The sequence below is a fragment of the Rhizobium sp. LjRoot30 genome (assembly GCF_964253915.1).
In the GTDB taxonomy this organism is placed as follows: Bacteria; Pseudomonadota; Alphaproteobacteria; order Rhizobiales; family Rhizobiaceae; genus Metarhizobium.
In genome coordinates this window covers 1-23,661 of sequence record NZ_CAXUSG020000024.1, presented here as the reverse complement: position 1 = coordinate 23,661, position 23,661 = coordinate 1, and the positions used below count along the sequence as shown (strand labels likewise).

At 60.5% G+C, this 23,661-nt stretch carries 19 protein-coding genes and 1 pseudogene; 9 read left to right on the top strand and 11 right to left on the bottom strand.

Annotated features, from left to right (window positions below; genetic code table 11):
* Positions 1-26: 26 nt before the first annotated feature.
* Positions 27-1,691, bottom strand: coding sequence for a type IV secretory system conjugative DNA transfer family protein (locus ACSQ3I_RS26595; RefSeq protein ID WP_035227938.1), 1,665 nt, complete (start codon positions 1,689-1,691; stop codon positions 27-29).
* Positions 1,688-1,990, bottom strand: a complete 303-nt coding sequence (locus ACSQ3I_RS26590; RefSeq protein WP_035227937.1) for a hypothetical protein — start codon at positions 1,988-1,990, stop codon at positions 1,688-1,690. Before ACSQ3I_RS26590 ends, ACSQ3I_RS26595 begins: the two co-directional genes overlap by 4 nt.
* 271 nt (positions 1,991-2,261) lie before the next feature.
* Between ACSQ3I_RS26590 and traA the strand changes: the two genes are divergently transcribed.
* Genes traA through ACSQ3I_RS26575 form a run of 3 tightly spaced genes read left to right on the top strand, consistent with a single transcriptional unit; the run spans position 2,262 to position 7,328 of the window.
* Complete coding sequence (traA, locus tag ACSQ3I_RS26585) at positions 2,262-6,002, top strand: Ti-type conjugative transfer relaxase TraA (protein ID WP_026109554.1); 3,741 nt, start codon at positions 2,262-2,264, stop codon at positions 6,000-6,002.
* An 11-nt stretch (positions 6,003-6,013) separates the two neighbouring features.
* Positions 6,014-6,763 carry a DUF6118 family protein gene (locus ACSQ3I_RS26580; protein WP_017502936.1) on the top strand — a complete coding sequence of 250 codons (750 nt, stop codon included), beginning with the start codon at positions 6,014-6,016 and terminating at the stop codon, positions 6,761-6,763.
* Positions 6,764-6,779: 16 nt separating this feature from the next.
* The gene (locus tag ACSQ3I_RS26575) at positions 6,780-7,328 is read left to right on the top strand and encodes an AAA family ATPase (protein ID WP_035227934.1); all 549 of its coding nucleotides are present in this window, start codon (positions 6,780-6,782) and stop codon (positions 7,326-7,328) included.
* A gap of 45 nt (positions 7,329-7,373) precedes the next feature.
* Here ACSQ3I_RS26575 and ACSQ3I_RS26570 read toward each other — a convergent pair whose 3' ends face one another.
* The 3 genes from ACSQ3I_RS26570 to intI1 form a co-directional block, all read right to left on the bottom strand.
* Positions 7,374-7,931 (bottom strand): TetR/AcrR family transcriptional regulator, encoded by a 558-nt coding sequence (locus tag ACSQ3I_RS26570; RefSeq protein WP_035227933.1) that lies wholly within the window; start codon positions 7,929-7,931, stop codon positions 7,374-7,376.
* A gap of 15 nt (positions 7,932-7,946) precedes the next feature.
* Positions 7,947-9,458: an MFS transporter gene (locus ACSQ3I_RS26565; RefSeq protein ID WP_026109556.1), complete on the bottom strand. Its 1,512-nt coding sequence runs from the start codon at positions 9,456-9,458 to the stop codon at positions 7,947-7,949.
* A 454-nt stretch (positions 9,459-9,912) separates the two neighbouring features.
* Entirely contained in the window at positions 9,913-10,926 is a 1,014-nt protein-coding gene (gene intI1, locus ACSQ3I_RS26560; RefSeq protein ID WP_000845048.1) for a class 1 integron integrase IntI1, read from the bottom strand.
* Between the two features lie 244 nt (positions 10,927-11,170).
* Between intI1 and ACSQ3I_RS26555 the strand changes: the two genes are divergently transcribed.
* The 3 genes from ACSQ3I_RS26555 to ACSQ3I_RS26545 all read left to right on the top strand — a co-directional run bounded on the left by ACSQ3I_RS26555 (position 11,171) and on the right by ACSQ3I_RS26545 (position 12,979).
* The gene (locus ACSQ3I_RS26555) at positions 11,171-11,518 is read left to right on the top strand and encodes a quaternary ammonium compound efflux SMR transporter QacE delta 1 (RefSeq protein WP_000679427.1); all 348 of its coding nucleotides are present in this window, start codon (positions 11,171-11,173) and stop codon (positions 11,516-11,518) included.
* Complete coding sequence (gene sul1, locus ACSQ3I_RS26550) at positions 11,512-12,351, top strand: sulfonamide-resistant dihydropteroate synthase Sul1 (RefSeq protein ID WP_000259031.1); 840 nt, start codon at positions 11,512-11,514, stop codon at positions 12,349-12,351. The genes ACSQ3I_RS26555 and sul1 overlap by 7 nt, the downstream gene beginning before the upstream one ends.
* Positions 12,352-12,478: 127 nt before the next feature.
* Complete coding sequence (locus ACSQ3I_RS26545; RefSeq protein WP_000376623.1) at positions 12,479-12,979, top strand: GNAT family N-acetyltransferase; 501 nt, start codon at positions 12,479-12,481, stop codon at positions 12,977-12,979.
* Between the two features lie 92 nt (positions 12,980-13,071).
* Here ACSQ3I_RS26545 and ACSQ3I_RS26540 read toward each other — a convergent pair.
* The 4 genes and pseudogenes from ACSQ3I_RS26540 to ACSQ3I_RS26525 all read right to left on the bottom strand — a co-directional run.
* A pseudogene (locus ACSQ3I_RS26540) lies at positions 13,072-13,188 on the bottom strand (QacE family quaternary ammonium compound efflux SMR transporter); the annotation flags it as partial.
* A 66-nt stretch (positions 13,189-13,254) separates the two neighbouring features.
* Positions 13,255-14,253, bottom strand: coding sequence for an alpha/beta hydrolase (locus tag ACSQ3I_RS26535; RefSeq protein WP_051796638.1), 999 nt, complete (start codon positions 14,251-14,253; stop codon positions 13,255-13,257).
* Positions 14,254-14,383: 130 nt separating this feature from the next.
* Positions 14,384-17,500, bottom strand: a complete 3,117-nt coding sequence (locus ACSQ3I_RS26530) for an efflux RND transporter permease subunit (protein WP_035227918.1) — start codon at positions 17,498-17,500, stop codon at positions 14,384-14,386.
* A complete protein-coding gene (locus ACSQ3I_RS26525) occupies positions 17,497-18,576 on the bottom strand; it encodes an efflux RND transporter periplasmic adaptor subunit (RefSeq protein WP_035227916.1) in 1,080 nt (359 codons plus the stop codon). The genes ACSQ3I_RS26530 and ACSQ3I_RS26525 overlap by 4 nt, the downstream gene beginning before the upstream one ends.
* A gap of 262 nt (positions 18,577-18,838) precedes the next feature.
* Between ACSQ3I_RS26525 and ACSQ3I_RS26520 the strand changes: the two genes are divergently transcribed.
* Positions 18,839-19,885 (top strand): AraC family transcriptional regulator, encoded by a 1,047-nt coding sequence (locus ACSQ3I_RS26520; RefSeq protein ID WP_080723324.1) that lies wholly within the window; start codon positions 18,839-18,841, stop codon positions 19,883-19,885.
* Positions 19,886-19,902: 17 nt separating this feature from the next.
* Here the strand turns inward: ACSQ3I_RS26520 and ACSQ3I_RS26515 are convergent, their stop codons facing one another.
* Entirely contained in the window at positions 19,903-21,429 is a 1,527-nt protein-coding gene (locus ACSQ3I_RS26515; RefSeq protein WP_080723323.1) for a citrate lyase subunit alpha, read from the bottom strand.
* 207 nt (positions 21,430-21,636) lie between these two features.
* Between ACSQ3I_RS26515 and ACSQ3I_RS26510 the strand changes: the two genes are divergently transcribed.
* Together ACSQ3I_RS26510 and ACSQ3I_RS26505 are read left to right on the top strand one after the other, a co-directional pair.
* Positions 21,637-22,518 carry a fumarate hydratase gene (locus tag ACSQ3I_RS26510; protein ID WP_436003942.1) on the top strand — a complete coding sequence of 294 codons (882 nt, stop codon included), beginning with the start codon at positions 21,637-21,639 and terminating at the stop codon, positions 22,516-22,518.
* Between the two features lie 134 nt (positions 22,519-22,652).
* Positions 22,653-23,015: a response regulator gene (locus ACSQ3I_RS26505; RefSeq protein WP_035227914.1), complete on the top strand. Its 363-nt coding sequence runs from the start codon at positions 22,653-22,655 to the stop codon at positions 23,013-23,015.
* Positions 23,016-23,092: 77 nt separating this feature from the next.
* On the opposite strand, the gene ACSQ3I_RS26500 is transcribed toward ACSQ3I_RS26505, so the two are convergent.
* The coding region (locus tag ACSQ3I_RS26500) for an oxidoreductase (protein ID WP_436003940.1) at positions 23,093-23,661 on the bottom strand (569 nt) is incomplete at its 5' end.

Genomic DNA, 23,661 nt, shown 5'->3' with positions numbered 1-23,661 from the left:
TATCGCCGGGTCCGTTTCTTGTCACGTCAGGCAGCGTCATACAGCCCCCGGAACTCGGGATCGGCATAATAGGCGAGCTTGCCGGCGACGATCGGCCGTTGCCCGGCGAGGAACAGCAATTCGACATGCTGCGGCAGGTTGCGGACCTCATCCGGGGTGAGCAGCGAGCGGGCCGTGTGTTGCTCGCCGTAGGAAATGCCGGATTTGTCGGAATCGAGCGCGCGGCTCATGGTCTGGAACACAACGGTTTCCTGCCCGAGCAGATCGGAGACAAGCCGGGCGCTGTCGTGATCGTTGACGCCGAACACCTGTAGGACGCCGGCGTTTGACAGGAAGGTTCCGGCCCGCTGCCCATAGGTGGCGCGGAGCTGGTGAACGTCTTGCAGGATGGGCCAGAGCTGGACGCCGTAGCCGGCCATGAGGCCCATTGCGCGCTCGACGGGAGCCAGATGGCCGAGGGCGGCGAATTCATCCAGCAGATAGAGGACCGGCACGGCCGGCTTGGCGGGATCGCGGGCCATGTCGGTGAGGCTTTGGGCGACGAGCAGGCGCAGCCAGCGGGAATAGGTGGCGAGGCGATCGGGCGGCAGGACGAGGAACACCGAGACGTTGCGGCGCTTGAGATCGGCAAAGCGGAAATCGGATCGGCCGAGGACCGCGACCATGCGCGGCGAGTCGAGGAAATGGGTATGGCGCTGCGCGGCCGAGAGGACGCCGGCCGCCTCGCGGTCGGATTTGCCGAGGTGGCGGTTTGCGGCGCGGGCGATCAGGCCGGAGGCGGCCGTTGACGCCTGCATGTCCTTCAGGAGCGCGGCGAAGGCTTCAGGGGCGAGGGTGAGATATTCGCGCAGGGTGGCGAGGTTTCGCCTGTCGCGCGGCCCGGTGGCGGCAATATGGAGGATCAGGCCGGCAATAAGCGCCTTGGCTTCCTCGTTCCAATGCGTTTCGCCGGCCATGCCCGGTTCATCGAACACGAGGGCGTCGGCAAGGGTGCTTGCATCTTCCGCGACATCGAGGCCGGCCGGGTCGAGCCCTTCCAGCGGATTGAAGGCGGCCGAGGGCTGGCCGGTGACGCCGAAGGGGTCGAGGACGTGGACCGGGCCGAATTGCTGGCGGGCGCGGCCGGCAATTTTCGCGTTCTCGCCCTTGGGGTCGATGCAGATCACGGAGCGGTCGGCGGTGAGCAGATTCGGGATGATGGTTCCCACCCCCTTGCCGGTTCTGGTCGGAGCCATCGTCAGCAGATGGGCCGGGCCGTCATAGCGCAGGAGCTTCCCGGTCTTGCCGTCACGGCCGATCAGCAGGCCGGAATCGGCGCGGGCGAGGGCGGCGGTTTCCTTGTCAGTGGCGAAGCGGGCCGAGCCGTGGGTTTCGCCGTCCATATCCCCGAAGTGGATAATCAGCGGATTGGTGAGGAAGCGGAAAGCGAGCGCCAGCAGCACCAGCAGCGTGACGAGATCGAGCAGGAGAACCGGAACCGAGCCGACGCGAAAGCCGATTTGTTCGAGAGCGAAGCGGCCGCCGAAGCCGACGACGAACAGGACGATAACAAGGAGGAACAGAAGCCCGAGAAGCGGTTTCCAGATGCGGAAAGGTGCGGCGAGCAGAGCGACGAACGCCCATAGCGGATCACGCGCGGCCTGCCGCATCATGTTCTTGAACGCACCCCATGCAAGTCTCGCCTGACTCATGCGGCGGTCCCCCCGGCGCTGTCTGTCGTCTCGGCGGCCGGCGCGTTGCCGATCAGGTCGGCAAACAGTTCCTTGTCACCGTGGCGCGTCAGGAAGTCGGGCAGCTCACGGCGCAGCCAGTCGGGCAGGGCGCGCGAGATTTCATCGTGGCCGTTTTCGAGGCGATGCAGGATGAGCGCGCCGAGCAGCACCTTGCGGCGCGTGTCGTTGGCGCGTTCCTGCTTCGACAGACGGGCCTTGAGCGTGGCGCGCTGCGCATCCAGTTCGGCCAAGCGTTGTTCGATCGTTTTGCGCGCCATTCTTCAAATCTCCTTTTCCGGTCGTTCGCCTAGACTATCATTCCCGGCTGCCTTTTCCAGCGTTTGCCCGTTGAGCTTGAGTTTTCGACGGTTTTGCAGCACAATCCGGGCCTCAGTTCATCGCATCGACCTTGCCGCAAGCGCCACACCGAGCGACGAAAGAGCGGAGCGATTGAGTTGAGAAGGGCGCACTTACGAGTTACTGCGTAACTCAGCGCGCTGTCAGCTAGAAAGCTGACGGGAAAGGCGGAAACGGGATCGAGGCAACGGGTTGGCGATCTACCATTTCAGCATGAAGCCAGTTTCGCGGGCGAAGGGCCGTAGCGCCGTCGCCTCTATGGCTTATCGTGCCGGGGAGAAGTTGACCAACGAGCGCGACGGCATCACGCACGACTACACGGCAAAGCAGGGCGTCGAACATGCCGAGATCGTCTTGCCGGAAGGCGTCAACGCCGATTGGGCGCGGGATCGCTCGACGCTCTGGAACGCCGCCGAGTTTGCCGAGAAGCGGAAGGATGCCCGCGTTGCCCGCGAGTTCGAGGTTGCCTTGCCGCATGAGCTTTCGGCCGAGGAACGGCTAGAGGCGGCGCGGGAGATGGCGCAGGAGCTGGCCGACCGCTACGGCGCGGCCGTGGATTTCGCCATTCATGCACCGCACGAGGCGAGCGACGTTCGCAATCACCATGCCCATATCCTTATGACCACGCGGCAGGTGACGGAGAACGGGCTAGGCGACAAGACCTATCTTGAGCGCGAAAACAAATGGCTGCTGGCGCACGACCTGCCGACGACCGATATGCAGCTCCGCGACCTTCGCCAGAGGTGGGAGGGGATCGCCAACGAGCGGCTTGCAATGGCCGGGCTTGATATTCGGATCGACCATCGTTCGCACATGGAGCGCGGGCTTGAGATCGCGCCGACCGAGCATATGGGCGTCCATGCCTCGCAGATGGAACGGCGCGGCCTCGACGTGTCGCGGTCGCGGCTGGACGAGGATGCGGCCCGGCGCAATGCCGAGCTGATCCGGGAGAAGCCCGAGCAGGTTCTAACCCTCATCACCGGGGAAAAGAGCGTGTTCGATCGCCACGACGTTGCGCGGGCGCTGCATCGCTACATCAACGACGACCCGCAGGAGTTCCAGAGCGCCTTTGCGAAGGTGATGGCCTCGCCGGCGCTGGTCGAGTTGCAGCCCGAGCGCGCGGACCCGGCAACGGGCGAGATCGAGCTTGCTCGCTATTCCACCCGCGAAATGGTCGAGATCGAATCCGGCATGATCGAGAGCGCGCAGCGGATGCACGCGGCTCATGGTCATGGCGTCGATCGCCGGCATGTCGAGCGGGCGATAGATGCCCAAGACGCCGCCATTCGGTCGAGCGTTTCCCATGACACGGCCGGGAAGGTTGCGCGGGGCGAGCTGGACGCCGGCGAACGTGAACGCCAGATCGAGACGGCGCGACTTTCGGACGAGCAGCGCCGGGCGATCGAGCATATCACCGGGCCGGAGCGGATCGCGGCCGTTGTCGGTTATGCCGGCGCTGGCAAGTCCACCATGCTCGCGGCCGCGCGCGAGGCGTGGGAGGCCGAAGGCTATCAGGTCCACGGCGCGGCCCTGTCGGGGAAGGCGGCCGAGGGCTTGGAGGAAAGTTCCGGCATCCAGAGCCGCACCCTCGCATCATGGTCCCGCGGTTGGGAGAACGACCGCGGCACGATCGGCCGCGGCGACGTGTTCGTGATCGACGAGGCGGGCATGGTCGGGAGCCGCCAGCTCGCCCGCTTCGTTGGCGAGGCCGAGGCGCGCGGGGCGAAGATCGTCCTTGTAGGCGACCATGAGCAGTTGCAGGCGATCGGGGCCGGCGCACCGTTCCGGGCGATCACGGAGGAAATCGGCCATGCCGAGCTGTCGGAGATTCGCCGGCAGCGCGTGGACTGGCAGCGGGACGCTTCCATTGACTTCGCCACGCACCGGACGGCCGAGGGGCTGGCGGCCTATCGGGATCACGGCAATATCAGCTTTGCCGAGACAGGCGAGGACGCGCGCGGCCAGATCGTGCGGGACTACCTTGCCGATCGCGATGAACGTCCGGACGGCACCCGGGTTGCGATGGCGCATCGCCGGGCCGATGTTCGCGCCATCAATGACGCGATCCGGGCCGAGCTACAGGACCGGGGTGTTTTGGCACGGGGCGAGCTGGCGCGCGTGGCCGACGACAGCCTTGCGCCGGGCGACGTCGCCCATGAGCGGGAAGGGCCGGGCCGGGCGCTGACCTTCCAGACCAATACCGGGCAGAGGGAGTTCGCGCCGGGCGACCGCATCGTGTTCTTGGAGAACAACCGCGACCTTGGCGTGAAAAACGGGATGCTAGGCACGGTCGAGCATGTCGAGGCGGGCCGGATCGTCGCGCAGCTCGACGGCCGGGGCGGCGATAGTGTTTCCGTGCCGATGGGCGACTATCAGGCGATCGACCACGGTTATGCGACGACGATTCACAAAAATCAGGGGGCGACGGTCGATCGCTCCTATGTGATGGCGTCGGGGACGATGGACCGGCATCTAACCTATGTCGCCATGACCCGGCATCGTGACGGGGTGCAGCTCTACGCGGCACAGGACGAGTTCACCAATGCCGGCCGGCTGGTCGAGCATGGGGCCGCGCCCTTCGAGCATGACCCGCAGAAGTCCGACAGCTATTTCGTGACGCTGGAAAACGACAAGGGCGAGCAGCGCACCCTATGGGGCGTCGATCTAGAGCGGGCCATGAAGGAGGCCGCGCCGGAGATCGGGGAGAAGATCGGCCTACAGCATGAGGGTTCCACCCCCGTCACCTTGCCCGATGGGACGCAGACGCACCGCAACACATGGAAGGTTCAGGACGCCGGCGAGCTGGCCTATAGCCAGCTAGAACGCCGCCTGTCCCGGTCGGGCGTGAAGGAAACGACGCTCGACTATACCCGCGACTTTGCCGAGCGGCGCGGGATCGCGGAGCAAATGGGCGTCCGCAGCGAGATCGAGATTCCGGCCGAGCGCGCCGGGCTACGTGCGGAACGGGAGTCGACGGCCGGGGATCACGCCCTTGAGCGGAGATCCTCGCAAAAAGTCGGCGCGGATCTCGCGCAGGATCTTCGTGCAGATCCGCGCGAAGATCTCGCCAGCGATCGACAGCAGCGCCGCAATCCGTTCGAGGGCCTGAAACTCGGGCGCGGCGCGGCGGCCGAGAGCCGCGAGCCAGACCGCGCCGGCGAGGACGGCCCGCAGATCGACCAGAAACGGCCGCAGCAGGCCGAGAAGCAGCGGCGCGGTATGTTCGCCGGCCTCAAGCTCAATGCACGCCCTGCGCCCTCACAGGAGCGCGGCGAGGCATCGCGGATGCAGCGACGGCCGGAAAGGGAAGGGAGCTTGCGGCAGGCGCCGGCGCCCGACCGGCTGGCCGAGCGGGCGCGGGGGCAGTCGCCGCTTGAGCAGGCCGTTGACCGCTATTCGCGGGCCTATCAGTCGATCGACCAGCACCGGCGCGAGGGCCTGCCGGTCCTCGACATGCAGCGGCAGGAAATGGGCGATGCCGGCCAGCAGCTCGACCAGGTGCGCGACGGCATGAAAGATTTGATGCGTTCGACCCTGCAAAACGACCCGGCGACGGCGCGCGCCATGACCGAGCTTTCCGGCCGGGAGCGTGTCGCGCAGGTGATCGACGGGATGAAGCGCGAAAACGCCGCGCTGCAAGACCCGAATGTCAGGGCCGAGCGGTTTGTTGAACGCTGGCAGGAACTACAGGGCCAGCGCCGGGAGCTTCGCGGCTGGCAGCACGACGATGCCCGCGCCAAGGTCGAAAGCCAGATGAACGGCCTGACCAAGAGCCTCGAACGTGACCCGCAGGTAGATTCCATCCTGCGCAATCGCCGGCAGGAGCTTGGAATCGGGCAGGAGCTTCGCCGGGGGCAGAGCATCGCCCATCAGCTACAAGAAGAAATGTCACGCAGCCGGCAGATTAGCCGGGGCATCGGTTTGGGAAGGTAGGCACGGAGAATATGACGGAGCTGGACGACGACAGGGAAGGAATCGCACGGCAAGCACTGGACGAGGACGCCGGCGACCCGGCCGCCGCGTTCGATGCGCTCCGGCGCACGATCGAGACGCAGGGCGCGCAGATCGGCGCGGAAATGACCGTGATGCGGCGTGGGCTGGAAGCGGCTTTCGACCAGCTCGAAAAGATCGAGCCGGCGCAGGACTACAAGCCCCAGCTCGCCCAGCTCGTGCAGGCGCTCGACACTGTTGCGGAGCGGATGCACGGCGTAGAGCAATCGCCTATTCTCCGGCAGGGCGCGACGCACTATGCGGCGCTCCTCGAGCGCAGCGGCGAGGCCCTGATACGCACCGCCGCGCAACAGCTCGAGCGGCAGGCGTCCGACCTCGAGCGCGCCGGCCGCAATCTTTCGGCGCACGTCGCCGGCGCGCGGGAGCGTAGCCGGCAAGATTGGTGGCTTGTCGCCGCTTTCGCGGTCGGCCTGCTCGCCGGCGCGCTGGTGATGTTGTTCCTTCCGCGCCTGTTGCCGTTCTCGGCCGCGCCGCGTGTCGCCAGCGTCGTCATGGGCGAAAGGCCGTGGCAGGCCGGTATGAGCCTCATGGCGTTCGGCAGCCCGGAAGCGTGGCAGCGCGTGGCCTCGGCCGACCAGCTCCTTGAAACGAACAGGGAGGCGGTAGCGGCTTGTTGGGAGGCCGCGCGCACGGCCGGCGAGGATCAGCGATGCACGATCACGGTGAAAGCGCCGGCGCAGTAGTGTGGAAGGAGTTTCTATGGCTAACGCTCAACATATGTTCGTCGTGACTGGCGGCCCCGGTTCCGGCAAAAGCAGCCTGATTGACGCCATGACCCGGCGCGGCTTCCGCACGATGCCCGAGGCCGGCCGGGCGATCATACAAGATCAAGTCAGGATCGGCGGGCCAGCCTTGCCTTGGGCGGATCGGGCCATCTTTGCCGAACTCATGTTGGGTTGGGAGCTGCGTTCCTATCACGAGGCTCTTGCGAGTGACGCGCCTGTCCTGATGGATCGCGGGATTCCTGATGTTGTCGGCTATCTTACGCTCTGCGGCCTGCCTGTCCCGGCTCATATTGAGGCGGCGGCGAAAATTCATCCCTACAACGAGCGGGTTTTCCTCGCCCCGTATTGGGGTGCCATTTTCGCGCAGGACGCCGAGCGCAAGCAGGACCGGCAGGAGGCCGAGGCGACCGGCCGAGTCATGGCCGAAACTTACACCCGGCTTGGCTATCAGATTGTAGAGCTGCCGCTGGTAGGGATCGAGCAGCGCGCCGACTTCATCGCGGAACGTCTGCAAGCCGGGTGAAGCAGGCTAAAACTGTCGCATGTTTTGGGAGTTTCGCGACAAAGTCTATGAGTTCTTACTATCTCGCGTCATGCTTTCGGCCATCGTCACCAGCTCACGACAGACACGCTCCTTGAGCTTGGCCGGCAATGGCCGGTTGGACATTGCCTCGTGGACCCACAGGCCATCAGCAGCAAGACGGGCGACGAAGCGCGCGAGGGCTGCCGGATCGTCGTCGTCAGGAACCGGCGGCGACCAGCGGTCAAGAACGCCCTGCCATAAGGAATCAAGGTCCGGCTCGCCGGCGCTTTCCAGCATCATCAGAAGTTCGACGCGGCGGGCCATCTGCGCGCAGCTCTGGATATAGGCCGCATCGCGTTCGGCCGGCTCCACCGTGTCGGCTTTGCCGCCCGCGATCTTCTCCATGCCCGCCTCCCATTGGTCGGCAAGATGTTGGTGGGCCGCGAGGATAAGCGCCTCCCGCGACGGGAAGTGGTAGAGCAAGCCGCCGCGCGTCAGCCCGGTTTCGGCCGCAACGGCGTCGAAGGTGACAGCGGTAATGCCGTCACGCTCGACAATGGCGATGATCGCGTCGAGGATTTTCCTGCGATTGCAGGTCCGCATGATGCCCTCCGCGAACTAGTGGGATGATGGATAGAGCGAGGATTGCGACCCCGGCCCGTAACGGCGCAGAAGAACCCCGGTCACGATCGCGCCGGCCGCCAATAGCGCAGCCCCGACATACATCACCACCAGATAGGCATTGTCGAAGGCAGCGGATGCAGCCGCGACGAGCGCCGGCCCGTTTGCCGTGTCTCCGGCCGCCAGCGTGAGAGCGGTGGCGATGTTGTCGCGCGCTTCCACGGGAGCGCCTTCGGGCAGGGCGATCCCGAGTGTATAGAGCGCCGAAAGCAGACTACCGAGAATGGCGACGGCGAGCAGGCCGCCGAACTCGTAGGACACTTCCTCGACCGAGGCGGCCATGCCGGCGCGATGCACGGGCGCGTTGCCGATGATGGCCGTGGACGCGACCGACGCAGCGGCTCCAAGCCCCGCGCCGGTCAGGAACATACCTGCAAGCACCCATCCCGTTCCCTGCGACAGTCCCCACGCCGTCAGCAGCACGGCGAGCGACCCCGCCCCAAGCCCTCCCGCGATCAGGTAGAGCAGGCCAATGCGGTGCAGCAGCGCGCCGCCGAGCAGCGCGGTCGGCAACGAGCCGATGGCGGCGGCGGAAACCAGCAAGCCGGCCTCCAGCGGGGAATAGCCGGCGACGAGTTGGAACCGCTGCGTCGTCACGAGCTGGATACCGCCCAAGGCGAACATCATCATGGCGGCGGCCAGCACGCCAGACGAAAAGGCCGGGTTGCGGAAAATCGAGAAGTCGAGCAGCGGAAACGGCAAGCGCGCTTGTCGCCGGACGAACAGGAAGCCCGCCGCTGCGGTGACGAGCAAGGCCGCGCTCAATACGGCCGAAGACGGATTGGCGCTGGCCGCGTCCTTGATTGCGATCACGAGCGCGGACAGCGCGGCCAATGCCAGAACTGATGACAGCAAGTCCCACGGCCGCGAGCCGTCGCCGGCGACCTTCGGCGCGACCAGCAGCGTCCCGATGAAAGCCGCGATCACCACCGGAACATTGATAAGGAAGACTGACCCCCACCAGAAATGTTCGAGCAGCAATCCCCCGATGATCGGGCCTATGGCGGCCCCCACGATCGAGATGGAACCCCATATGGCGATAGCGATGTTGCGCTCGCGCTCGACGGTGAAGGTGATGCGGATCAGGGCCAATGTGGCGGGCATCATGGCAGATGCCCCGATGGCGAGGAAGGCGCGGGCGGCGATCAGCACTTCCGGCGTGGGGGAGAACGCAGCCACGATGGACGCGATGCCGAACAGGACAAGGCCGGCGAGGAACATTGTGCGATGGCCGATGCGGTCGCCAAGCGTTCCGGCACCGAGCAGCAGGCCGGCCATGACCAGCGGATAGGCGTTGATGATCCATAGCCCCTGCGTGGTCGTCGCCCCGAGTTCGCGGGTGAGCGTCGGAAGGGCGGTATAGAGGACGGAGTTGTCGAGGGTGATGAGCAGCAGGCCGGCAGCCACCGTCACCAGCAAGAGCCATCGGTTTGAATGTGAGGCCGTCATTGGGAATCCATCCGGTTTGAGCAGCCGTCGCTATACATTCTAGATTGTAAAGTTTCAACTCAAAAAGCTCGGTCAGTTGTCGCGGAAATCCTAAGTTTCGCGACAAAATCGCCGGCGCTGATTTTTCAGGGAAAAATCTGTCGCAAAAGTCGCGTGCGAAAGTCGAACTTACGCGACAGATTTTTGCGACACGTCGCGGCCCGGAATCCGGGCCGCTGCGCACCAGGCGCAGGTTTCAGGACTTGTGCGACATGTCGTTTTCAGAAGACGGCTGCACTGAACGTCAGAAGCCGACTGCACTATAGCAGCGGAGGGGTTGGATCCATCAGGCAACGACGGGCTGCTGCCGGCCATCAGCGGACGCAGGGAGGACTTTCCGCAACCGGCCGTTCGATGCGGCACCGATGGCCTTCGCGCAGGGGTAGTGAATCCGCCAGGATTGACTTGCGCTGCCCTACCTCTCACTAGTGAGGGGCGGCAGCGCATCAAGCGGTGAGCGCACTCCGGCACCGCCAACTTTCAGCACATGCGTGTAAATCATCGTCGTAGAGACGTCGGAATGGCCGAGCAGATCCTGCACGGTTCGAATGTCGTAACCGCTGCGGAGCAAGGCCGTCGCGAACGAGTGGCGGAGGGTGTGCGGTGTGGCGGGCTTCGTGATGCCTGCTTGTTCTACGGCACGTTTGAAGGCGCGCTGAAAGGTCTGGTCATACATGTGATGGCGACGCACGACACCGCTCCGTGGATCGGTCGAATGCGTGTGCTGCGCAAAAACCCAGAACCACGGCCAGGAATGCCCGGCGCGCGGATACTTCCGCTCAAGGGCGTCGGGAAGCGCAACGCCGCTGCGGCCCTCGGCCTGGTCCTTCAGCCACCATGCCCGTGCACGCGACAGCTGCTCGCGCAGGCTGGGTGCCAAGCTCTCGGGTAACATCAAGGCCCGATCCTTGGAGCCCTTGCCCTCCCGCACGATGATCGTGCCGTGATCGAAATCCAGATCCTTGACCCGCAGTTGCAAACCCTCACTGATCCGCATGCCCGTTCCATACAGAAGCTGGGCGAACAAACGATGCTCGCCTTCCAGAAAACCGAGGATGCGAACCACTTCATCCGGGGTCAGCACCACCGGCAAGCGCCGCGACGGCCGAGGTCTTCCGATCTCCTGAAGCCAGGGCAGATCCGTGCACAGCACCTTGCCGTAGAAGAACAGCAAGGCCGCCAATGCCTGACGATGCGTGGAGACCGAAACCTTGCGCTCGTTCGCCAGCCAGGACAGAAATGCCTCGACTTCGCTGCTGCCCAAGGTTGCCGGGTGACGCACACCGTGGAAACGGATGAAGGCACGAACCCAGTGGACATAAGCCTGTTCGGTTCGTAAGCTGTAATGCAAGTAGCGTATGCGCTCACGCAACTGGTCCAGAACCTTGACCGAACGCAGCGGTGGTAACGGCGCAGTGGCGGTTTTCATGGCTTGTTATGACTGTTTTTTTGTACAGTCTATGCCTCGGGCATCCAAGCAGCAAGCGCGTTACGCCGTGGGTCGATGTTTGATGTTATGGAGCAGCAACGATGTTACGCAGCAGGGCAGTCGCCCTAAAACAAAGTTAGATGCACTAAGCACATAATTGCTCACAGCCAAACTATCAGGTCAAGTCTGCTTTTATTATTTTTAAGCGTGCATAATAAGCCCTACACAAATTGGGAGATATATCATGAAAGGCTGGCTTTTTCTTGTTATCGCAATAGTTGGCGAAGTAATCGCAACATCCGCATTAAAATCTAGCGAGGGCTTTACTAAGCTTGCCCCTTCCGCCGTTGTCATAATCGGTTATGGCATCGCATTTTATTTTCTTTCTCTGGTTCTGAAATCCATCCCTGTCGGTGTTGCTTATGCAGTCTGGTCGGGACTCGGCGTCGTCATAATTACAGCCATTGCCTGGTTGCTTCATGGGCAAAAGCTTGATGCGTGGGGCTTTGTAGGTATGGGGCTCATAATTGCTGCCTTTTTGCTCGCCCGATCCCCATCGTGGAAGTCGCTGCGGAGGCCGACGCCATGGTGACGGTGTTCGGCATTCTGAATCTCACCGAGGACTCCTTCTTCGATGAGAGCCGGCGGCTAGACCCCGCCGGCGCTGTCACCGCGGCGATCGAAATGCTGCGAGTCGGATCAGACGTCGTGGATGTCGGACCGGCCGCCAGCCATCCGGACGCGAGGCCTGTATCGCCGGCCGATGAGATCAGACGTATTGCGCCGCTCTTAGACGCCCTGTCCGATCAGATGCACCGTGTTTCAATCGACAGCTTCCAACCGGAAACCCAGCGCTATGCGCTCAAGCGCGGCGTGGGCTACCTGAACGATATCCAAGGATTTCCTGACCCTGCGCTCTATCCCGATATTGCTGAGGCGGACTGCAGGCTGGTGGTTATGCACTCAGCGCAGCGGGATGGCATCGCCACCCGCACCGGTCACCTTCGACCCGAAGACGCGCTCGACGAGATTGTGCGGTTCTTCGAGGCGCGGGTTTCCGCCTTGCGACGGAGCGGGGTCGCTGCCGACCGGCTCATCCTCGATCCGGGGATGGGATTTTTCTTGAGCCCCGCACCGGAAACATCGCTGCACGTGCTGTCGAACCTTCAAAAGCTGAAGTCGGCGTTGGGGCTTCCGCTATTGGTCTCGGTGTCGCGGAAATCCTTCTTGGGCGCCACCGTTGGCCTTCCTGTAAAGGATCTGGGTCCAGCGAGCCTTGCGGCGGAACTTCACGCGATCGGCAATGGCGCTGACTACGTCCGCACCCACGCGCCTGGAGATCTGCGAAGCGCAATCACCTTCTCGGAAACCCTCGCGAAATTTCGCAGTCGCGACGCCAGAGACCGAGGGTTAGATCATGCCTAGCATTCACCTTCCGGCCGCCCGCTAGCGGACCCTGGTCAGGTTCCGCGAAGGTGGGCGCAGACATGCTGGGCTCGTCAGGATCAAACTGCACTATGAGGCGGCGGTTCATACCGCGCCAGGGGAGCGAATGGACAGCGAGGAGCCTCCGAACGTTCGGGTCGCCTGCTCGGGTGATATCGACGAGGTTGTGCGGCTGATGCACGACGCTGCGGCGTGGATGTCCGCCAAGGGAACGCCCGCCTGGGACGTCGCGCGGATCGACCGGACATTCGCGGAGACCTTCGTCCTGAGATCCGAGCTCCTAGTCGCGAGTTGCAGCGACGGCATCGTCGGCTGTTGCACCTTGTCGGCCGAGGATCCCGAGTTCTGGCCCGACGCCCTCAAGGGGGAGGCCGCATATCTGCACAAGCTCGCGGTGCGACGGACACATGCGGGCCGGGGTGTCAGCTCCGCGCTGATCGAGGCTTGCCGCCATGCCGCGCGAACGCAGGGGTGCGCCAAGCTGCGGCTCGACTGCCACCCGAACCTGCGTGGCCTATACGAGCGGCTCGGATTCACCCACGTCGACACTTTCAATCCCGGCTGGGATCCAACCTTCATCGCAGAACGCCTAGAACTCGAAATCTAACGTCCGTTCGGGCATCGAGGTCCATGTCGGGGTGGGACGGGCCCGTGGCTTCAAGATCACTTGCAGTCCGACCGCGATGTCTTGGTTGCGCGAGAGGTTGTCGGGACCAGCCGCGTGAACTGCTCCGACTTCTGAAGAAACGTCGATCCGGTAACCTCGCAAATAATCGCTACGGCGAGTGCGCCATAAGAAATAAGAATCGGATTCATGATGTGATTTTCCTTTGCCTTTTATTGTCTTTAACGATTTCAAGTAGCCCGGCCCTTGGCGGCTCCTTAAGACCCGGTCCGAGCGAGCAATCGTTCTCCCAGTGGACTGAGCGCTCGGCTTCCTAGTGATTGACTGGAAATCCGTTTTGCCAGCGCCTTCAACATGTCGGATGACTGCGCAAATGCGTTGTGGCCAAGAGGGTCCGATTGCTTATAGTCCGAGGCGTCGATGACGGACACGCCATCGGATGCCAGCAGATCCTTCTCCCTTTCAAGATTGCCGCCCCCCACCCTGTCGACGTCGCCCGCGATCCACTTGGACATGGCGAGCGCCAGGTCATTTCGAGAGGTTATGACAGTGAATGCCGGACGCTTCTTGCCCATTTCCACCAACTGCCGACGAAAAACATCGATGTCTATGTCGGGTGAGGCGAGAACGACGTTTGTGATCTTCGGAGAGAGTTTACGATCGCGTATGGCTATTTCCCTCAGAGCCTCCATCGTCAGCCAGGTTCCCATGGAGTGCGACAGGATAGTGATATCATCGACATCGCCGCTCTTGATGGCCTCGTCGAGAACCTGAACCAGTCCAAAGCGCGAATAAATCGTACTCTCGCGATCGTAGACATAATCGAGAACGTTGTTGCGAGACGGCCAGGTGAACAGCACCGGTGCTGCATCGACCTTGATATCATGAGAGATCTGCGCAAAACGGAACACGGCCTCGGCATAGGACGTGTTGAACCCGTGCACGAAGATCAGCGCGCGACGCTTCGGGCCGCTCCGACGTTTGAACCAGTCGAAGGCTTGACTTTCCGACATGCCGGCCGCCTTCACCGTCACGAATGACTTTAGTGGGTCCGGCCGCGCGTTTCCGGGCCAGGCGATCTCACCGGTTTTTCGGTTTGCCTCCGGCGGAATGGACACCACGACATTGTTGATGCTGACGTAATTTCCCCGCTCCCCGGTGAAGAGAAGTGCCGGATCCGGCGAGGCCATTCGGGTCGTCGCAACGACAAGATCGACCCGGCTGGTTCCAGCTGCGGCGACAGCGGCAGGTTTCATAACGTCTGCCCTGTGTCCGCAGGCCGTGAGAAGGCCGAGTGCCAAGACCACCAAAACCATCGGAAGCAAGGAAGTTGCCGATACGCTTCGTGCACGAGTTTCTGTACGGGTTGCCCAGAAAGCATCTGGCTTAAGCTCCATCGGGAACCGTCCCGCCGGAAGGATCGGAGCTCGCGTCTTCGGCACGCGCCTTTTTCCGGCCTTCGGCAGTCAGCAGCCACAGCATCAGGCAGGGAAGCAGAGTGAGGGTAAGAATTGTTGCTGCAGCAAGGCCACCGATAATCGCATAGGCCATGGGTCCCCAGAAAATCTGGTGCGCAATCGGGATCATCCCGAATATCGCAGCGAAAGCTGTCAGAACGATCGGGCGCGCACGGTGGACAGAGGCGTTCGTTATGGCTTCAAGCGCATCCTGGCCACGAGCGATATTTTCATCGACCTCCTGAATCAGGATAACGGCATTGCGAATGATCATTCCAGCGAGTGCGATGACGCCGAGCTGCGCCACAAAGCCCATTGGCGTGCCTGTCGGAAGCATGGCGCCGACCACGCCGATAAGACCAAACGGCGCCATCAGCATTGCAAGTCCCATCCGCGAGAAGCTCTGGAGCTGCACCATCAATAGCGCGACAATGACAAGCAGCATGACCGGAACGACGGCAAACACGGACGCATTGCCCTTTTCCGCCTCTTCGGTCACGCCGCCAGCAGCGATAGAGTATCCTAAAGGCAGTTCAGAGCGGAGGCCCTCGAGTTTGCTGTCTACATCAAGTGAGACCGTTGATGGCTGTAAACCCTTTGCGACGTCGGCCTGAACGATGATCATCGCCTTGCCTTCACGTCGCCAGATGATCGGCTCTTCCATCCCATAACCGATTGTGGCGACCTGACGCAGCGGCACGGATTTTCCTTCACCATTGCGAAGCTGAAGATTGCCGATCGTCGCAATCGAGGTGCGATCCGCATCGATCCCCTTGACGACCACATCAACCAGCCTGTCACCATCTCGGACGGTAGTGACCTGGGAGCCGGAAAACACTGAGGCGATTTCGCTGGCAATGGATTCAGAGCTCATACCGAGCGCCCTTGCCTCGATCTGGTTGACCATCACGTTAATGCTGCGCTGCGGTTCCCCGGCGGTCAGGTTCACATCGCGTGTATCCGGATGTGCGCCGATGATTGACGCCGCCTTGGCGGCGATACCACGAACAGTATCGTAATCGGGACCTGAAACTCGGAACTTCATTGGCCATCCCACAGGTGGCCCAAGCTCAAGCGGCGACGCACGTGTGGTGATATCGGCAAATTCCTTGGCGAACGCTGCCGCGAGACGCGCGCGCACGGCGTCGCGATGTTCGACACTCTTGGTGACGACGACAGTTTCGGAGACATTATCATTGTCAAGCAACAGATCCATTGGCAGATAGAAGCGGATTGATCCCGAACCGACATAGGTGGTGAAGTGGTCCACATCGGGATCAGCCTTCAAAATCGCTTCCAGTTGTCTCGCACGCCTGTCCGTCGCATCACGGGATGCGTTTTCCGGGAGTGTCAGGCTCACAAGCAGTTCCGGACGGTCAGATGCGGGGAAAAATTGTTCTTCCAGCTTTGTTGCGCCGAATAAAGAAACCGCGAAAGTTGCGAGTGCCAATGTGAGAGTGAGCCAGCGATGTCTGAGGCTCCAGCCCAACGTCTTTCTATAGGCCGACACGACCCTACCCTCATGATGACCGCCATGAAGATTCCGGGGCAGCAGCCATGTGCCGAGGATTGGTGAAAACAGCACTGCCACGATCCATGAACTGACCAGCGAAATCAACACGACCATGAACAGCGAGAACGTATACTCGCCAGCAGTTGAGGCGGCAAAGCCCACCGGGATGAATCCGGCGATCGTTACAAGGGTTCCGGTGAGCATCGGAAAGGCCACTGTCTCGTAGGCATAACTGGCTGCCAATGACCGGGTCTTTCCCTTTTCGAGGCACGACACCATGCTTTCGACCGTGATCATAGCGTCATCGACCAACAGGCCGAGTGCAATGATCAGCGCGCCTAGAGAAATGCGTTGCAGCCCGATGCCGGCAAGCTCCATACCGAAGAACGTCATTGCCAGGACCAGAGGAATGGAGACGGTCACGACGAGCCCGGCGCGCAAACCCAAAGAGACGAAGGACACACCGAGAACGATGACCACGGCTTCAACCAGCACCTTTAGGAAGCCGCCTACAGCATCCTTGACGATGGTGGATTGATCGGCGACGAGAACGACATCAATGCCGTGCGGCAGTTGAGCCGAAATCTCGGCCATTTTGGCTTTCAGCAACCGTCCGAATTCCAGGAGGTTCCCGCCAGCCGACATTGAGACGGCCAGCCCTATCGCATCCTGCCCGTTGACGCGGACGGACGCTGCCTGAGGATCGACCAGCGTTCTGGAAATTGTGCCAATCTCGTCGAGCCTGATGTAGCGTCCACCAATGTTGAGTGTCAGATCACGAAGGGTCTGTTCGGAGGTCAGCGCGCCGCTGACGCGAATAGAGACCTTGTCGTCCTGGGTTTTCAAAATTCCGGCCGGGGTAACCGCATTTTGAGCGCGGATTGCATCAAAAGCAGATTGCGGGCTGATACCGAGGCTGGCCAGCTTCATCGCCGAAAATTCTATGACAATCTGTTCTTCCTGGACTCCGAGAAGATTTACCTTGCCGACGTCCGGCAGAGACAGAAGCTCTGATCTGACTGCATCGACCCGGTCCCGCAGCTCGCGCTGCGAGAAGCCTTCCGCCTGGAACGCGTAGATCGTCCCATAAGTATCGCCGAATTCGTCATCGAAGAATGGACCTTGTACGCCTGCGGGCAAGTTGGGCACGATATCAGTGATTTTTTTGCGCACCTGATACCATACGTTGGCCACCTCTGCTGGCGGCATGTCATCACGCAGATTGACAAAAATCACCGACTGGCCGGGACGCGTATAGCTCTGCGTATAATCGAGATGTGGTGTTTCGGAGAGCTTCTTTTCCAGCCTGTCGGTCAGCAGATTGACCGTATCGCGGGTCGTTGCACCGGGCCACAGGGCCGAGACCACCATCGTCTTGATGGTGAACGGCGGATCTTCGTTGCGTGACAGGCGCTGATAGCTGAATGCGCCACCGATGATGGTCGCAATCATAAGGAAAATCACCAGTGACTGATGTTTGAGTGTCCAGGCCGAAAGATTAAAGCCGCTGTGCGATGAACCGGTATCGCTCATTTCCCGGCTCCTTCGTCAAGCTTAACCAGCTCTCCATCGCGAAGTTTACTCACGCCGGCAGTCGCCACGATGTCGCCTTTATTGAGGCCGGTTGAGATGTAAAGAGTGCTTTCGTCAAAACGCGCGACCTTGACATCTCTTGACTTCAAGGTTTTGGAGGACGGATCGAAGACGAATACCGCGCTCGCGCCGTCCTTGTTAACAAGCGACGACGCCGGAATACGGACGAGCGGCTCGGGAGAAACCGTAATTCTTCCGACGACAGCCGCTCCGAAAGGCATTTTTTCGATCGGTCCGGACAATGTGACTTTTACCTTATAGGTTCTGGTGGTGGGATCGGCAGAAGGCGTCACTTCACGAACGCGACCAGTGGCTGTGACTGACGGATCTGAGACAAGCGAAACGGATACCTCCGGATCTGTCAGCTTGGCTGAGAAGACCTGCTCGGGGATATCGAAAACCGCATCTCGCTCGTTGTCGGAGATGAGCGTGACAACCATCTGGCCCGCAGCAACGACCTGCCCTTGGTTCGCGCCGACCGCCGAGATGATGCCATCTCTTTCCGCCTTGAGCTCAGTGTAGGAAAGGGCCAGCTTTGCGTTAGCAAGCGCCGTCGTTGCAGCGTCGAACTGAGCTTTTGCCGTTTGCAGATTGGCATCCGCCTGCTGGGTTTGCGCCTGCGACACGACACTTTTGGCAAACAGCTCCCAATTGCGTTTGGCATTCAGTTCGGCGATGTCGACCGCCACTCTCGCAGAGTTCAGGTTTGCGACCGCTGTTGCCACATTGTTTTCGGAAGGCGTTTTGTCGACCGAGGCCACGACGTCGCCGGTCTTTACGATCGTCCCTGCATCCACGCGAAAATCCATGAGCCCGTCCAGCCGAAAGCTCATAGCTGTCTCATATCGGGGCCGAACCTCTCCCGTTTGCGAGATCGTTTCACCGATCCTTTCCTCCTGTACGGAGACATATTTTATGGATCGGATTGGCTTATCCGCTGATTTCTCCTCGGAGCATGCGGTCAGAAAAATCGCCGCTGCCAAGGCGGCAAATCGGGCCAGTTGCTTTTGGCGCATAGAAGTCTCCGCGCGTCGTGGCGCCCTAGAAAAGATTGGTGGCCAAAATTGGCCGCGAAGTACGATTGTCCAACGTTATGTCCGAGAACCGTCCTTGCGTTTGCTTTAACCGAGGCTTTCGCGCGCACGTAGATTGCTTTTCGGTCAGGATGGGGTCATATTCGGCCAGCCCAAAGCTTTGCGACAATCGCGGCGTGTGAGGTGCTTCGGCGTGAGTTTTAGGGGTGTATTGTTCCGGTGCGGCTAAAGGGTCTGAAGCGCTATGTCTCGAAGAAGCAAAACAGCGGTAGGCCTTAATTTTCCGTCGGGATACATTTTCCCGCTGACCCCAAGAGGTCTGGTCCTCACGCTTTCGGCACTTAACATCGAAACGACGCACCTAACGGATGGTCTTGGCTTTACGATAAATGATCTCCCCGACCCAAATTGCAAACTGACTGCAAAACAGTCCCTCGAAATGATCCGACGTTGCCTCCGAGTGACCCAAGGTCTTCCTCTAGGCTTGGAAACAGGATCGCGGGAACCGTTCACAGCGATGGGACTGATTGGTTTCGCTTTAATAACATCTCCTACCGTTGGAGAGGCCATCACGCTCGGGCTGTCTTTGCAACGCGACGCCGGAAGTTTTATTGATTACGAAGTGATATTGAATGCTGAGGAAATGGCTATCGTTACCGGAAATCAGGGATACGAGCCGGATCTCTACCGTTTTTTTGTCGAGGAATCGTTTGCAAGTTTTCTTCAAGTTGCGAGAAACTTGGTTGGCGAAAAGTTCAGGGTTAAGCGCATCGAGATTAGCTATTCTGACCCGACCTATTCTGCTGCCTATCGAAAGATGTTCGGATGTGAGGTCGCATTCAACCAAGCGCGTGATGCGTTTGTTTTTAGCTCGGCCTGGGCGACAGAGACCTTGAAGACTGCAGACCGCCCAAGTCATGTTCAGGCCTTGCGTGCGATCGATGCGCTCAAAGGTGACCTCGAGCGGTGCGTCGAGATCGTAGAAGCCGCGGGACATCTTCTGAAACAGAACCTTCAGCAAGTTGAAAACGCTCCTGAAATCGCCAGAAAGCTCGGCATCAGTGAGAGAACACTGAGACGTCGGTTGGCCGAGAAAGGCCTTACATTCCAGGTATTGCAAGATGGTCTCCGCAAGGAACATGCCTTGGAACTTCTCAATACATCTGTTCTTTCGATTGAGGCTATCGGACGCTTGGTCGGATATGACGATCCTCACAATTTCCGTCGGGCATTCAAACGTTGGACCGGTGTTACGCCCACACACGTCCGCGGTAAGAAAAGAAGCGGGTAATAGTGCCTTTGAACAAGCTACCGAGTATATTTCGGAATAGTCTCGCGCCAGGTCCCACTACGATGTTCCACGAACGCGACAACATGGCCGGTTGCTTCGAGTTTACGGCTGGAACTATCAAGCGCGGCCAACCGACGCAAATCATCAATTGATTTAATCGGAACGCCACTGCGTCTAAAGCGCTCGAGTAGGTCACCTCTTCGGGGGTTCACAGCCACGCCTGCTTCTGTCACAACAACGTCGACATCGTCGCCAGGCGTTACCCGGCAGAGTACCTTTTCGACCACTTTAGGATGACCTCCCGCTGTTAGCCTCGTCGTCACGATGGTAAGCTTTGCGCCAGCTGCTGTGTCCGGGTGGCCACCCGGTCCTCCAATTATTGAACCGTTGCCACCGGTAGCAACGTTCACGTTGAAGTGCCGATCGATTTCCGCTGCGCCGAGTACAACGACATCAAGGTGTGACACTACCGGATCGGGATCGATGGGAGAGGCATAGCGTGACGCTGACATTGCTTCATGGCGGGCATTACGTTCATATGAGCGAACTGCCTCGAGATCGAAACATTGTACGTCATGTATCCGGTCGAAAAGCCCCGCCTCGAGAAGCGCGACGTGACCGGCAGCAATACCGCCGGAAATGAATCCTCCCCTCACCTTCTTTTCCGCAAGCAGGGTACCAAGTTTGCTTGCCACCCCCAGTGAAATGCCACCTGCACCGGTCTGGAACGAAAATCCATCCGACAGCAGGCCACTCGAGTCTATCACCTGCAAGGTGAGATCGACGATGGCACGGCTCACTGGGTCTCCCGCGATCGCTGTTGCTCCCGACAGTATCCTGCTGTTGTCGCCGATCGTTGGAACAACAACCAAAAAATCGGATTTCCCTGCTCCGATTTCTTGTTTCCCAGCAATTTCGTCTGATACACCCTCGCTGATCAGGACAACTTTATCAGCGTAGTCTGCGTCGACCATCGCATAGCCAAGCGGGCCACACGAGGCACGTCCAGCTGAGCCGGTTGCTGCACCGAATCTATCAACGTGCGGGGCTGCGATAAATGCCGCATCAATCTTCAATTGCCCACTCGAAATCGAGCGGGCACGACCGCCATGGGTTTGAAGAAGTGCAGGCTCTGGCAAGAGCCCGGAGCCTATGGCGCTGGCCACCGGCCCCTTCACGTAGTCGCAAACAATGCGGGAGACAACGCCGCTAGCTATATGGTTGGTCAAAGGGGCGTGGACTGGAAATATAGAGCTCGCGGCGATCGTCAGATCGCGCAGACCGATTGCCGCCGCTTCCGAGAGAACCTGGTTCAGTACCGCGTCACCGTCACGAAGATGGTGGTGAAAGGACAATGTGGCGCCGTCGCGCAAACCACATGCCTCGATGGCATTCTTGACGCTCAGGACTGTCTGGGGCCTTTCATTCCTCGGCTCGCGCGCCGGCAGCATCTCTCTTGCAGCTAGATCGTGCGGTCGATCACTATCCGTGCCGAAGACATCAGGTTGCGGATCCTTCCCTAAGCCGTCCCTGGGAAACTCCATCGCTTTGCTCCTTGTCTGCCGTTGTAGAGCTGACGATGCGGGGTTTAAGTTGCGGGAGCAACCAAGCGAAGTTTCTATGTGCAATTGCTGAAATCAATCACAAGGCCATTGGTCTATCCTCTAGCTATCAATAGGTCTTTTCATTGGTATCGCGGCGGCGAAAAGCTAGTGTGTTAGTGAATACCGTCGCGACATCCGGAACCGAACATGACGATCATTCAAGAGTGCGATATCGTAGACAGCATCGCGGAAGCGTTGCAGTTCATTTCGTATTACCACCCGCCAGATTTTATCAGACACATGAAGTCTGCCCTCGAGCGTGAAGAAAGCTCTTCAGCCAGGGATGCCATCACGCAGATATTGGTTAACTCGCGAATGGCGGCAATCGGCAGACGTCCGATCTGTCAGGACACCGGAACGGTGAATGTTTTCATCAAGCTCGGTATGAAAGTCTCGATTGCCTCCGACCGCACGTTGCAAGAGATGGTGGACGTTGCGATCCGCCGAGCCTATCTGAACGACGATAATCCCTTGCGTGCCTCGATCGTCCTGGACCCGATTTCAAAACGCACCAACAGTGGCGATAACACGCCGGGAATGGTTCATGTCGACCTTGTCTCCGGCGACAAGATGGAAATCGCGGTCTCGGCAAAGGGTGGCGGCTCGGAGAATAAGGCACGGTTCACTGTACTAGAGCCGTCGGACTCCGTCAGCGACTGGGTTGTCAAAAACGTTGCGAGTCTCGGCGCAGGCTGGTGTCCTCCAGGCATCCTGGGGATTGGGATCGGGGGCAGCGCCGATAAGGCGATGCTCATGCTTATGTCTGGGAGGAACGGGCGCGTTCCTATGTCCAGAACGGCAGCCTGGTCGAATGCTTGGCATCCTGGAGTGCGCCAGAGGACTGGCTTTACCTCTACTACCCGACACGGAAATACCTGTCGGCCGGCCTGCGCGCCGTCATCGATGAGCTGCGTGTGTGAATGGAGGGGTGCATCGGCGGTTCGATTGCCATCGGGTGTAAGCAATTCGGCTTCGATCCCAGGCTCCCTGCAAACCGTTTCAGATAGCTCTCTCAAGGAACGCGATTGAGGCGGGAAACGCCGTAACGCATATCATAAGTTTCTGAAAAACAATCCAAATTCCCGGATCATTACGCCATCGAGAGCGTTATCAAGGTCCTGGCTATATCTCTATTACCAGTGAACCACGGTGGAGCTACGGCGATGGGCTACAACGGCATAACGGTTCTGGTTGTGGAGGACGAGGTTCTTATCCGGATGGGCATCGTGGAGTCGCTGCAAGAAGAGGGTTTTGAGGTACTCGAAGCGTCGAATGCTGACGACGCCATTGCCGTGCTCAACAGCCATTCAGAAATTCGCCTGATGTTCACCGATATTAATATGCCGGGTAGCATGGACGGTCTGAAGCTCGCGACTGCGGTTCGCGATCGATGGCCGCCAGTCAAGATAATCGTTACGTCGGGTCATCTCCAGATGCGCGAGGATGCACTTCCGGTCGTGGGGCGTTTCTTTAGCAAACCGTACGATTCAACTCTCGTCGTTCGTGCGATACGCGAAATGCTATAAGCCGCAAGGTCTGTTATCCATCGGCAAGGACAGGATAAGTCCCGGCGCCCGCGCTCGAGCGAACGCCGGGAAGCCGTCTATACCGTCCTGATGGTACCGCCATCGATGACAAACTCGGCGCCGTGGATCGCAGCGGCACGGTCGGAGGCGAGGTAGGCGATAAGGTCGGCCACCTCATCAGGCTCGGCTCCGCGCCCGATCGAGATCCCGCCCAAGGCATCGAGCACGGACTGCCGCGCGTCCTCGATCGTGCCGCCATTGGCAGTCCGAAGCATGTCGAGAAAGTCTCCGGTGGCATCGGTCATGATCCAGCCGGGCGAGACGGAGTTGACCCGCACGCCCTTGGGACCGAGTTCTTTCGAGATCGCCTTGCTGTAGGTTCTCAGCGCCGCCTTCGCGGCGGCGTAGCCTGTCGTGGATTCGGGCAGCGGCAGGACGGACTGAATGGAGGTGATGTGCACCACAGTGCCCTTGCCCCGCTCAAGCATTTGCGGGATCGACAGCCGATCGAGCCGGACGGTCGCCAGCAGGTTAAGGTTCAGTTCGGCGAGCCAGTGGTCGTCCGTCAGCGCGGCGAAGCCACCCGCCGGCGAAGCCGAGCCACCGATAACGTGAGCAAGGATGTCGATGCCGCCAAGCCGCTCCA

Bases quoted from the DNA above. Each gene is read 5' to 3' on its own strand.
- ACSQ3I_RS26595 (WP_035227938.1), bottom strand. From the start codon at position 1,691: ATGAGTCAGGCGAGACTTGCATGGGGTGCGTTCAAGAACATGATGCGG.
- ACSQ3I_RS26590 (WP_035227937.1), bottom strand. From the start codon at position 1,990: ATGGCGCGCAAAACGATCGAACAACGCTTGGCCGAACTGGATGCGCAG.
- ACSQ3I_RS26580 (WP_017502936.1), top strand. From the start codon at position 6,014: ATGACGGAGCTGGACGACGACAGGGAAGGAATCGCACGGCAAGCACTG.
- ACSQ3I_RS26575 (WP_035227934.1), top strand. From the start codon at position 6,780: ATGGCTAACGCTCAACATATGTTCGTCGTGACTGGCGGCCCCGGTTCC.
- ACSQ3I_RS26570 (WP_035227933.1), bottom strand. From the start codon at position 7,931: ATGCGGACCTGCAATCGCAGGAAAATCCTCGACGCGATCATCGCCATT.
- ACSQ3I_RS26565 (WP_026109556.1), bottom strand. From the start codon at position 9,458: ATGACGGCCTCACATTCAAACCGATGGCTCTTGCTGGTGACGGTGGCT.
- intI1 (WP_000845048.1), bottom strand. From the start codon at position 10,926: ATGAAAACCGCCACTGCGCCGTTACCACCGCTGCGTTCGGTCAAGGTT.
- ACSQ3I_RS26555 (WP_000679427.1), top strand. From the start codon at position 11,171: ATGAAAGGCTGGCTTTTTCTTGTTATCGCAATAGTTGGCGAAGTAATC.
- sul1 (WP_000259031.1), top strand. From the start codon at position 11,512: ATGGTGACGGTGTTCGGCATTCTGAATCTCACCGAGGACTCCTTCTTC.
- ACSQ3I_RS26545 (WP_000376623.1), top strand. From the start codon at position 12,479: ATGGACAGCGAGGAGCCTCCGAACGTTCGGGTCGCCTGCTCGGGTGAT.
- ACSQ3I_RS26535 (WP_051796638.1), bottom strand. From the start codon at position 14,253: ATGAAACCTGCCGCTGTCGCCGCAGCTGGAACCAGCCGGGTCGATCTT.
- ACSQ3I_RS26530 (WP_035227918.1), bottom strand. From the start codon at position 17,500: ATGAGCGATACCGGTTCATCGCACAGCGGCTTTAATCTTTCGGCCTGG.
- ACSQ3I_RS26525 (WP_035227916.1), bottom strand. From the start codon at position 18,576: ATGCGCCAAAAGCAACTGGCCCGATTTGCCGCCTTGGCAGCGGCGATT.
- ACSQ3I_RS26520 (WP_080723324.1), top strand. From the start codon at position 18,839: ATGTCTCGAAGAAGCAAAACAGCGGTAGGCCTTAATTTTCCGTCGGGA.
- ACSQ3I_RS26515 (WP_080723323.1), bottom strand. From the start codon at position 21,429: ATGGAGTTTCCCAGGGACGGCTTAGGGAAGGATCCGCAACCTGATGTC.
- ACSQ3I_RS26510 (WP_436003942.1), top strand. From the start codon at position 21,637: ATGACGATCATTCAAGAGTGCGATATCGTAGACAGCATCGCGGAAGCG.
- ACSQ3I_RS26505 (WP_035227914.1), top strand. From the start codon at position 22,653: ATGGGCTACAACGGCATAACGGTTCTGGTTGTGGAGGACGAGGTTCTT.